The following is a 10,306-nucleotide window of genomic DNA, read 5'->3' as shown; positions in this document are numbered from 1 at the left end:
CCGTGTGAAAGTAGGTAATCGTCAGGCTCCTCATGCCTCAAACAAAAACCCCACCCCAAAAGTGGGGTTTTTGCGTTGCGGCGTACGTCTAAGTCGTGGCTTGGTGCGTCAAGTCGCGCAAGCTCAACTCCGGTCTATCTGCTAAGGCCTGCGATTGGCAGCTATGACGTGGTGTAGCGTCGTGTTACAGGGATGAGCTCTGAGCGACCACGGTCGGCTGTCTAGCGGTCAAGGGATCGTTTGGCAAGCGATCAAACGCGATGACGATGACGCAATCCAGCGCCAACCAGGTGCTCGCCCGAGCACGGAGCCATGGCGGCAGCGCTGCCGTTGACTTGATGACAATGAGACGACAACATCATCTTATTGCAGATGCTTGTCGAGCTTGGCCTGCATCTGCGCGAATGCGGCGGACGCACAACCTCCGAATCTGCTTCGACGGATAATCACGTTTCATTCATTGCGCGGTCACTCGTTCGTCGATCGGATGATTCGCCTTGCGCGAACTCAAACGCATTAAAATCGCAAGCAGGCCTGCCCGACGGCCGCCGCATACAGGTTCTCATGCTACGTCTAAGCGAAGTCAAACTCCCCCTCGATCACGCCGACGCAGACCTCGAGGTCGCCATTCGCGCGCGCCTCGAAAGTCTCGACGTCCCATCAGGTGACCTCATCCGATACACCGTGTTTCGTCGCGCTCACGATGCGCGCAAGCGCTCGGACATCAAACTCACGTACATCGTCGACGTCGAAGTGAAAGACGAAGCATCCGCGATCAAGCGTCTCGACGCCGTTCCGCACTGCAGCGTCACGCCTGACATGGCGTATCACTTCGTCGCGAGGGCGCCTGAGAAATCGGAAATGTCGCGACCGGTCGTGATCGGAATGGGGCCGTGCGGGCTGTTCGCCGGGTTGATTCTCGCGCAGATGGGTTTTCGCCCGATCATCCTCGAACGAGGCAAGGCTGTGCGCGAACGGACCAAGGACACCTGGGGCCTGTGGCGCAAGAACGTGCTGAATCCGGAATCGAATGTGCAATTCGGCGAGGGCGGTGCCGGCACGTTTTCCGACGGCAAGCTCTACAGCCAGATCAAGGATCCGAAGCACTATGGTCGCAAAGTGCTCGACGAATTCGTCAAGGCCGGCGCGCCGGAGGACATTCTCTATCTGAGCCGGCCACACATCGGGACGTTCCGACTGGTGAGCATGGTCGAAAAGATGCGCGCTACCATTCACCAGCTCGGCGGCGAAGTGCGGTTCGAAAGCCGCGTCGAGGATATCGAGATCGACGGCGGCAAAGTGCGCGGGCTCAAGCTCGCGAACGGCGAGACGCTGCGCTGCGAACACGTCGTACTGGCGGTGGGCCATAGTGCGCGCGATACCTTCGAGATGCTGCACGAGCGTGGTGTCTATATGGAAGCGAAGCCGTTTTCGCTCGGATTTCGGATCGAGCATCCGCAAGGCGTGATCGACCGGAGCCGTTTCGGAAAATTCGCCGGGCATAAGCTGCTTGGCGCCGCCGACTACAAGGTCGTCCATCATTGCAGCAACGGGCGCGCCGTCTACAGTTTCTGCATGTGCCCCGGTGGGACCGTCGTCGCGGCGACATCGGAGCCCGGCCGCGTCGTGACCAACGGCATGAGCCAGTACTCGCGCAACGAGCGCAATGCGAACGCGGGGATTGTCGTCGGCATCACCCCTGGGGATTTTCCCGGCGGTCCACTCGCGGGCATCGCGTTCCAGCGCAAGTGGGAAGAGCGAGCGTTCGAACTCGGTGGCGGCGACTATTGCGCTCCCGGACAACTCGTCGGAGATTTCATCGCGGGGCGGGCGTCGACGTCGCTCGGTTCGGTCGAGCCGTCGTACAAACCGGGCGTGCGACCGACCGATCTCAGTACCGCGCTGCCGGAATATGTGATCGAGGCGATCCGTGAAGCGCTGCCTCAACTCGATAAAAAAATTCCGGGGTTTGCGATGCACGATGCGGTGCTGACTGGCGTCGAGACGCGCACGTCGTCGCCGATTCGGGTGCGGCGCAAGGAGGACTATCAGAGCGTCAACGTCGAAGGGCTTTATCCGGCGGGCGAGGGCGCGGGGTACGCCGGCGGGATTTATTCGGCGGCGATCGATGGGATCGAGGTCGCCGAAGCGGTGGCGCTCAAGATGATGGAAACGCACGCGCTGGCTTAAGGCGCGGCGTGCGGACGTCGAGACGCGCACGCCACCGTTCAACCTCGCCGGCACTGAGTAAAAGCGGCGTCCCTCAAAAGGCCGAGCGCCGGCTATTCACCGGCACGCGCGAAATGCAAACACTCACGTCACCACCCCCACCTGCCAGGGTACGAACTCATTCTGTCCGTATCCGTGCAACTCGCTCTTCGACGCCACGCCTGACGCGCAATCCAGCATAATCTGAAAAATCGCTTCTCCGAGCTGATCGATCGAAGCGGTCCCATCGATCACCCCGCCGCAGTTGATGTCGATATCGTCTTCCTGCCTGTCCCAGAGCGCCGTATTCGTCGCGAGTTTCAACGACGGCGACGGTGCGCATCCATAAGCCGACCCGCGCCCCGTCGTAAAACAGATCAAATTCGCGCCGGACGCGACCTGCCCCGTCGCGGACATCGGATCGTAGCCGGGCGAATCCATGAACACGAAGCCCTTCGCATCGATCCGCTGCGCATACTCATACACCTCGACAAGATTCGTCGTCCCGCCTTTCGCGACCGCGCCAAGCGATTTTTCAAGAATCGTCGTGAGTCCGCCGACCTTGTTGCCTGCCGACGGATTGTTGTCCATTGCCGCGCCGTTGCGCGCGCAATAGCCTTCCCACCAAGCGATGCGTGCCAGCAACTTCTCGCCGACTTCACGACTCACCGCGCGTCGCGTCAGCAAATGCTCGGCGCCGTAGACCTCAGGCGTCTCGGAAAGTATTGCCGTGCCGCCATGCCGCACGAGCCGATCGACCGCCGCGCCCAGCGCCGGATTCGCGGAAATGCCGGAATAGCCATCCGAGCCGCCGCATTGCAACCCGACGACGATATGCGACGCCGGCACCGGCTCGCGCTTCACGCGGTTCGCGTCGGCGAGCATTTCCTTCACCAGCGCGATGCCGTGCTCGACCGTCTTCCTCGATCCGCCGCTGTCCTGAATCGTGAAGCTCTTCAGCCGCTCGCCTTCCTTCAGTCCGCTCGATTCGAGCACGCCAGCGATCTGGTTCGTCTCGCAGCCGAGCCCGACGAACAGCACCGAGTGGAAATTCGGATGCACCGCGTAACCGGCCAGCGTGCGCCGCAGGATCGCGAGGCCCTCGCCCTGCATGTCGATGCCGCAGCCGAGCCCGTGCGTCAGGGCAATCACGCCGTCGACGTTCGGATAATCCGCGAGCACTTCCGGATGCACGTCGCGGCGGAAGTAGTCGGCGATGGCGCGCGCGACCGTCGCCGAGCAGTTGACGCTCGTCAACACGCCGATGAAGTTGCGCGTCGCGACACGTCCGTCGTCGCGGCGGATGCCCATGAAGGTCGCGGGCGTCTCCACGAAGTCGGTCGGGTGACGATCAACGCCGAACTCGTGCTCACGTGCGAATTCGGCCATGCCGAGGTTCTGCGTGTGCACATGCTGGCCGCGCGCAATCGCCTCGCGCGCCACGCCGATGATCTGGTTGTAGCGCTTGACCGGCTCGCCCTTCGCGATATCGCGCGTGGCGATCTTGTGGCCGGGCGGAATCAGCCCGGTCACGACGAGATCCTCCGACGCGATGCGCGCGCCGGACATCAGTTGGCGCGTCGCGATCACGACGTCGTCGTTGGGATGCAGCCGAATGACTGCATGATCGGTAGGGAGTGTGGACATGATGTTCATACCGGGGTGGCAGCGCGGCGGTCGGAGGCCGCGGTGGAATCGTCGTCGTCGCGGGTGAGCGGCTCGATCTTGCCGACGATGACAAGATAGCTGAACGCGCCAAGGAAACAGAAGCCGCCCGCGACGCACAGCGGAATCGTGAACGAGCCCTTCGTCATTTCGACCATGAAGCCGGTGAACGTCGTGATGACGATGCCCGCGAGGTTCGATGCGAAATTCTGGATGCCGCCGATCGATGCGACGTGATCGGGCGTCGGCGCGACGTCGCCGGGCAGCGACCAGATGCTGGCCGCCGCGAACGCGAGGCTGCCGTACGCGATGCCGAAGAACGCGAGCATCAGGTGGATGTCGGTCGTGAACGCCGAGAGCGTGATGATCGACGAGAGCAGCATGCCGCCGACCATGCAGGTCTTGCGCGCCGCCGTGAGGCTCCAGCCGCGCTTGTAGAGCGAATCAGATACGACGCCGCCGAGCCAGCCGCCGGGAATCGACATCAGCGCCGGAATCATGCCGAGCGTGCCGAGCGATTTCAGCGAAAAGCCGTGCGTCTGCACGAGGTAGCTCGGGAACCAGGTGATAAAGAAGTAGATCACGAAGTTCAGGCAGAAGAAGCCGAGCATCATGCCCCACAGCGTGCGGTACTTGAAAAGCGAGCCCCACGTGACCTTGGTCTTCGGCGCGGCCCGGACGACCGGCGGTGCGTCGATGGCGCCCGTCAGATCGCCGCGCGACGGATTGCGATAGATCAGGAACCAGCCGAGGATCCAGACGGCGCCCAGCGCGCCGGTGATGATGAACGACGCTTCCCAGCCGAACGAGCTGATGATCAGCGCGACGACCGGAATCGAGAGCGCCGAGCCGACGCGCGAGCCGCTGTCGAAGATGCTGGTCGCGAAGGCGCGCTGCTCCGGCTTGAACCATTGCGCGACGAGTTTCGCGCACGACGGATACGCGCCCGCCTCGCCGATGCCGAGCATCAGGCGGCAGCCGAACATGCCCGCGACACTGGTCGCGGCGGCGGTGAGCGCGGTGAAGAGCGACCACCAGCCGACGGCGAGCGGCAACGCGATCCGCGCGCCGACGCGATCGACGAACCATCCAAACGGCATCTGCATGAGCGCGTAGGTCCAGAAGAAGCCGCTCATCACGAGTCCCATTTCAGCGGGTCCGATCCCCAGCGCCTTTTCGATCTGCGGCGCGGCGACCGCGAGATTCGCGCGGTCAATGTAGTTCACGGCGATTGCCAGAAAGCATAGAAAAATCACCACCCAACGCATCTTGCGCATCGTTTGTCTCCTCCAGAAGCGGCCATGTCTGTCATGTCATGTAATGGACCGGTACCGTGGCACCGGTTCGTCTTTGCTGCCGCGCTCGGCCCGCTTCTGTGGCGGGCCTGTGCGCTTTACTGCGTCAAGCGAGGGCCGCCAGGAGGCGCGGCTGATCGACGCGCACATTCAACTGCTGCGCGAGATCGATCACCGGCCGGAAGCGCCTTTCCTTCTTCTCTTCGTGATTGCGCGCGATGTCGGCGAGACGATGCACGAGGAACGGATTTTCGAAGCGATCGCGTACGTCGGCGAGATAGGCGCGCGCGGTATCGTGCTGGCCGAGCGCATCGAAAACGGGCAACACTTCGTCCTGCCACACGGCTTCTAGCGCATCGCGATAGGACGCGCCGCGCATTGCATCGAGGACGATCATGTCGGGCGCGCCGTTCTGCTTGAGCCACGATTCGACGAGCATCGTGTGGCCCAGGTTGAGCAGCAGCAGCTTGAGGCGCTCGAAGTGGGCGAGATCGTCGGTGACGACGATGTCTTCGTGTTCGCACGGCAGCGTCATGCCCGCGCGGCGCTCGATCGCCCAGAGCGCATACGGCTCGGCGATCGCGCCGACCGGCTGGATCGCCTCGGACACGATGCGATCCACCAGCGAATTGACCCATACGCAGCGCTGCGTGAGATAGTCGATGAATGCGTCGTCGGCGTTCCAGCCGCGTGCCACTTGCGTGACCAGATCGCGCAGCGTGTCGCCGTTATTCGAGATGAGCTCGCACGGCAAGAGCGTGATCGGCGCACCGCCCGCGCGATGGCGCTCGTGCAGCAGCACCGCGAGCTTCGCCGCGAAGCCGCGCGGCGTGCGACGGCCTTCGAGGAGATCGGCGGTATCGTCATCGAAAAGGGCGTAGCCGGTGTCGGCGGTGTTGGAGACGATGGTCTGCACGTCATGCGCGACGCGTTCGCGCAGGAGCGTCCAGTCGTCGTCGGCGTGCAGCGCCTCGGTGATCGCGTCGCACTCGACGGTCCTGTCGATCGTCTCGCCGTGACGGCGTCCGCGAATGCGCACCGGATAGCGGCCGGTCGCCCGCAGTGCGTCGAGGCGCGCGCGGCTTTCGGCGCTCGCCGTCGTCTGCACGACGGTGATCTTGCCGAGCGCCTTCGACGGCTCGCACCGCGCAGTCTCTGCGACGAAGAAGTCGACATGCGCCTGCAGGAAGCGGCTCGTGCCGAATTGCAAGATCGGATTGCTCATCGTGTTGGAGTGATTCGTATCGTTGAGGATCGTTGTTTTGGCCTTACCAGATTGCATGTTAGTGTCTATAAAACTAACTGGTCAAGCCACTTGTAAATGGTCGGCGAAGTACGCGAGCGCGCTTTACCGCCTGTCAACGCTTGCGCTGATTACAATCCACGTTTTCCCCGAGCTTTTGAGAGGAGCCGCGAAGTGAGCGTGAAACCTGTCGAGACGCGCCGTCTCTATCTTCAGATAGCGGACAAGCTGCGCGACCTGATCCAGCAGCAGGGATTCGCGCCGAATGGCCGTCTACCGTCGGAGCGCGAACTGGCGCAGACGCTCGGCGTGTCGCGGCCGTCGGTGCGGGAAGCGTTGGTTGCGCTGGAACTGGAAGGGCGCGTGGAGATCCGCATGGGCTCGGGCGTGTACATCAGCGCGACGCCGGCGGCTGCGGCCGCACCGCAGTCGACAGCGGAACTCGGCGAGAGTCCGCAGGAAATCATGACCGCGCGCCTCGTGATAGAGGGCGCGATCGCGGCGAGCGTGGCGCCATTCGCGAAGCCGAAGGCGCTCAAGGCGCTGCGTACGCTATATGAAACGATGGCACGCGAAGTGGCGAACGGGCAGGTGCCGATGGCCGCCGATCGCGCGTTTCACCTGGCGATCGCGCAACTGTCCGACAACGACGTGTTGGTGAGAACGGTCGCGAATCTCTTCGACGAACGGCATAGTCCGCTGTCGTCGAAACTTCGGGGGCACTTCGAAGGGGAAGATACGTGGGCGGCGGCGCTCGCCGAGCACAGGGAAATTCTTGAAGCGCTGGAAGATCACGACGCCATTCAGGCGCAAGCCGCGATGCAGCGGCACATGAAAGCCTCCTGCGCGCGACTGATGACGCGTCGCAAAGGGTAAAACGGCCCGCTTTTTGCGAAGCGGGCCGCCGGATGCTGTCGCCGTTTCAGCCTGACCGGGCTAGCCAGCCCGGTCAGCGTGCGTGATCAGCCGGGATAGGCCTCGTCGACCTTCAGGCCCGCGAGCTTGAAGATCACACGCAGCGTCTGCGGCGCGATTTCCCGCCGCGAGGCCAGCGTGGTCAATACGAAGTCCATCACCTTGGCGTACTTGAGCATCGTCAGGCACGTCTCGATATCAGTGCTGCCGTCGCGCATCGATTCTGCGAGGCGCAACATTTCCACCGATATTTCGCGGGCCATCTCCAGCTCGAGCTGCTGCTTCTCACTCCACGCGGGCATTGCGGTCAATGCCGCGAGCATTTCCTGAAACTGCTTCTCGGCTTTCTTGTCCGGGATCGCGTCCATCGCCGTCCTCTCATGTTCATGGCGTCGTACGAGTCGCATCGTCGCGCTATGCGTTAGGTGTTACGTAGCAAAAGCCAGTCGCGGGTGACGACATCGACATCGTCGAGCGGCGCGGGCTCGCCACCAGCTTGTCTTTCCTGATCGGTCGTCGGCACGTTGCTGCGTGTGCCGGCGTAGCATCGTCGTTCCCACTGGCCTTGGTCTGTCTGACGATGCACAAAATGTTCCATACTCATTGCCATGCCGTGTCACGGGCTTCGGGAACGAGAGCGTCTGTGCGCTTTTGGGTAAACTTCCCGTTTTGCAACTGAAAGACCAGCGGTTAGCGCACATTCGCGCGAACAAGCTCCGCTTTTTTACGCTTTCATCCTGCGTTCTACCGGTAAGGCACCCAACACGATGGCCAAGAAGTCTTCCGCGTCCCCGGCCGGCAACGCCGACGCTTCCACCAAACACGAAATCCGCCCCGGCCAGTCGATCGAACTGCTGAAGGAACTGCACATCCTGACTCGCGACGGCAAGATGAATCAGGACAGTCGTCGCAAGTTGAAGCAGGTGTACCACCTGTTTCATTTCATCGAGCCGCTCCTCGCGGACGTCCATGCACGCGAAGGTTCGGTGTCACTTGCCGATCACGGAGCAGGCAAGTCTTATCTTGGGTTCATTCTCTACGATTTGTTCTTCAAGACTCTGCGGGATCGGTCACACATCTACGGCATTGAGTTCCGTGAAGAGCTTGTGACAAAATCGAAAGAATTGGCTACTCGACTGGGATTTGACGGAATGTCTTTCCTGAATCTGTCGGTGGCCGAATCGATTACGTCTGATCAGTTGCCCGATTCGATCGATATCGTCACCGCGCTTCACGCCTGCAACACCGCCACCGACGACGCAATCCAGTTCGCCCTGCAGAAGAAAGCGAAGTACATCGTGGTCGTGCCGTGCTGTCAGGCGGAGGTCGCAAGCGTGCTGCGCAAGAACAAAAGCCACTCGCTATCGAAAAATGTGCTCACCGAAATGTGGCGCCATCCGCTGCATACGCGTGAGTTCGGCAGCCAGATCACGAACGTGCTGCGCTGCCTGCAGCTCGAATCGCATGGGTATCAGGTGAGTGTGACGGAGCTCGTCGGCTGGGAGCATTCGATGAAGAATGAACTGATCATCGCCCAGTTCAAGGACCTGCCGCGCGGCAAGCCTGCCGAGCGTCTCTCCGATGTGCTCGAAACGCTCGGTCTCGACGAACTGCGCGAACGTTTCTTCACACACTAAGTGGCCGATCAGGGCTTGGACATCCAGTCATTCCAGCCGTCGTGGCCGAGGCGGCGCAGTGTTTCCATGTTGCGTTCGTAGATGTCGGCGGCGTCGGGGAACGCATCGACGGCGCGCTCGATGCTCGACTCGCGCAGCACGTGGAAGATCGGATAGGGCGCACGATTCGTGTAGTTTTCGATGTCGTCCGGTTCGGTGCCTTCGAACTGGTAAGCCGGATGAAAGCTCGCGATCTGCAATTCGCCCGCGAAACCCATCTGCTTCACGAGTCGCTCGGCGAAGAAGAGGGCGTCGTTGTAGTCGGTGAAGTCGGCGAGGGCGTCGGGCACGATCAATAGCGTCGTATCGATTTGCTCCGGCGATGCGTCCGCGAGCGCCGTGAGTTCTTTCGACAAATCGACGACCACGTCCTCGATCGTCCGCGCCTCGCTCACCACGTAGCGAATCTGATTTTTCACATGTACGCTCTTCGCGAACGGACACAGGTTCAGCCCGATCACCGCGCGCGTCAGCCAGCGCTGGGTCGCTGCGATGATGGCTTCGCGGGTGCTGCGCTCCATCATGGTGCTTCCCTTTCTTTTTGCTCAGCGACGGATGGCGGGCACGCATCGGCGACGAGCAAGGCCGCGACGCGCGACGCCGCGCGCATCGGGCCTGAACCGGGGCCATAGGTCTGACTCGTCGCATAGATGCCATCGACCAAGAGCGCGAGCGCATCGGCGAGTTCGGCGGGGTTCGCGGCGCCCGCCGCCGTCGCGATCTCGACGAGCCGTCGCATCAGATACTGCTTGTTGCGCGCCACCGACTGCCGCGCTGGATGCGCCGGATCGGAAAACTCGCACGCGACGTTCACGAACGGACAGCCGCGATACTCGGGCGCCGACGCGCGCCTGACGAGATCGTCGATGCCCTGTACGAGCTGCTTCGCGGGATCGTCGGGATGCAGCGCGAAACTCGCCTCCACGCGTCGCCGGAACCGCTCGTCCATCCGGTTCAGATAAGCGACGACCAACTCCTCCTTCGACGAAAACTGCCGGTACAGGCTCATTTTATTGACGCCCGCGCGCTCGACGACCGCATCCACGCCGATCGCGCGAATCCCCTCGCGATAGAAGAGATCCTGCGCGGCGTCGAGCAGTTGTTCCTGCGCGGTGGCGCCGTCCGTGCGAACGGTCTTCTTGCCGGCGGTCTTGCCCGCTTCACCCGGTGCGCGTGCCAAAGTCATGTCCTTGAATTTCGAGAGGCGATACTTGACATGTTACCGATCGGTAACTAAGCTCGCAACCTATTGTTACTGTTCAGTAACGTTACATAGTGTCGCAGGGCGACATCCAAAACTGGAG

General features: G+C 62.1%; 10 protein-coding genes. 3 read left to right on the top strand and 7 right to left on the bottom strand.

Annotation, left to right across the window (positions count from 1 at the left end; translation table 11 throughout):
- Positions 1-564 precede the first annotated feature (564 nt).
- Entirely contained in the window at positions 565-2,190 is a 1,626-nt protein-coding gene (locus tag AWB65_RS26740; RefSeq protein WP_087670031.1) for an NAD(P)/FAD-dependent oxidoreductase, read from the top strand.
- 123 nt (positions 2,191-2,313) lie between these two features.
- Here the strand turns inward: AWB65_RS26740 and AWB65_RS26735 are convergent, their stop codons facing one another.
- The 3 genes from AWB65_RS26735 to AWB65_RS26725 form a co-directional block, all read right to left on the bottom strand.
- On the bottom strand, positions 2,314-3,855 hold the full coding sequence (locus tag AWB65_RS26735) for a D-arabinonate dehydratase (protein WP_087670030.1): 1,542 nt from the start codon (positions 3,853-3,855) through the stop codon (positions 2,314-2,316).
- Between the two features lie 5 nt (positions 3,856-3,860).
- Complete coding sequence (locus AWB65_RS26730) at positions 3,861-5,150, bottom strand: MFS transporter (RefSeq protein WP_087670028.1); 1,290 nt, start codon at positions 5,148-5,150, stop codon at positions 3,861-3,863.
- A 124-nt stretch (positions 5,151-5,274) separates the two neighbouring features.
- Positions 5,275-6,393, bottom strand: coding sequence for a mannitol dehydrogenase family protein (locus tag AWB65_RS26725; RefSeq protein ID WP_087670027.1), 1,119 nt, complete (start codon positions 6,391-6,393; stop codon positions 5,275-5,277).
- 192 nt (positions 6,394-6,585) lie between these two features.
- On the opposite strand from AWB65_RS26725, the gene AWB65_RS26720 reads away from it, so the two are divergent.
- Positions 6,586-7,287 (top strand): FadR/GntR family transcriptional regulator, encoded by a 702-nt coding sequence (locus AWB65_RS26720; RefSeq protein ID WP_087670026.1) that lies wholly within the window; start codon positions 6,586-6,588, stop codon positions 7,285-7,287.
- Between the two features lie 86 nt (positions 7,288-7,373).
- On the opposite strand, the gene AWB65_RS26715 is transcribed toward AWB65_RS26720, so the two are convergent.
- Positions 7,374-7,694, bottom strand: coding sequence for a hypothetical protein (locus tag AWB65_RS26715; protein WP_008344375.1), 321 nt, complete (start codon positions 7,692-7,694; stop codon positions 7,374-7,376).
- 53 nt (positions 7,695-7,747) lie between these two features.
- Positions 7,748-7,924 (bottom strand): hypothetical protein, encoded by a 177-nt coding sequence (locus AWB65_RS36435; protein ID WP_159907794.1) that lies wholly within the window; start codon positions 7,922-7,924, stop codon positions 7,748-7,750.
- Positions 7,925-8,093: 169 nt separating this feature from the next.
- Here AWB65_RS36435 and AWB65_RS26710 point away from each other — a divergent pair, with 169 nt between their 5' ends.
- The gene (locus AWB65_RS26710) at positions 8,094-8,963 is read left to right on the top strand and encodes a class I SAM-dependent methyltransferase (RefSeq protein WP_087670025.1); all 870 of its coding nucleotides are present in this window, start codon (positions 8,094-8,096) and stop codon (positions 8,961-8,963) included.
- Positions 8,964-8,971: 8 nt separating this feature from the next.
- On the opposite strand, the gene AWB65_RS26705 is transcribed toward AWB65_RS26710, so the two are convergent.
- Both AWB65_RS26705 and AWB65_RS26700 read right to left on the bottom strand, forming a co-directional pair.
- A complete protein-coding gene (locus AWB65_RS26705; RefSeq protein ID WP_087670024.1) occupies positions 8,972-9,526 on the bottom strand; it encodes a DUF1415 domain-containing protein in 555 nt (184 codons plus the stop codon).
- Positions 9,523-10,188 (bottom strand): TetR/AcrR family transcriptional regulator, encoded by a 666-nt coding sequence (locus AWB65_RS26700; RefSeq protein WP_087670023.1) that lies wholly within the window; start codon positions 10,186-10,188, stop codon positions 9,523-9,525. The genes AWB65_RS26705 and AWB65_RS26700 overlap by 4 nt, the downstream gene beginning before the upstream one ends.
- Between the last annotated feature and the right edge of the window lie 118 nt (positions 10,189-10,306).

The organism is Caballeronia humi (genome assembly GCF_001544475.1).
GTDB lineage: Bacteria > Pseudomonadota > Gammaproteobacteria > Burkholderiales > Burkholderiaceae > Caballeronia > Caballeronia humi.
The sequence above is the reverse complement of the archived record's forward strand: the minus strand, read 5'-3'. Positions and strand labels throughout refer to the sequence as shown.